This window comes from Achromobacter sp. SIMBA_011 (assembly GCF_046535435.1).
GTDB classification, from domain to species: domain Bacteria; phylum Pseudomonadota; class Gammaproteobacteria; order Burkholderiales; family Burkholderiaceae_B; genus Achromobacter; species Achromobacter dolens.
On sequence record NZ_JAWRWN010000704.1, the window covers coordinates 1 to 261 of the forward strand.

The 261-nt window shown below is 69.7% G+C and carries 1 protein-coding gene; it reads left to right on the forward strand.

The window, feature by feature from the left end; translation table 11 throughout:
* The coding region (locus tag SB816_RS32775) for a YbfB/YjiJ family MFS transporter (protein ID WP_410548349.1) at positions 1-261 on the forward strand (261 nt) is incomplete at both ends.

Here is a 261-nt window from a genome sequence, read left to right on the forward strand (position 1 = left end):
ATTTGCTGGGCGCGTTGCTCGGGCGGCCCATCGCGCACGCGCTCACGAACCGGCACGCGCTGCGCGTGCTCATGGCGACCGCCACGATCGCGTTTTTCGCGTGCGCGTTCCCGCTGTCCGTGGCGTGGTTTTTTGCGTGGCGACTCGCGTCCGGCGTGGCGGGCGGCGCGATCATGGTGCTGGTGGCCACGTCGATTCTTCCGCACGTGCCGCCCGCGCGCCGCGGCTTCGTGAGCGGGATGATCTTTCTCGGGCTCGGTT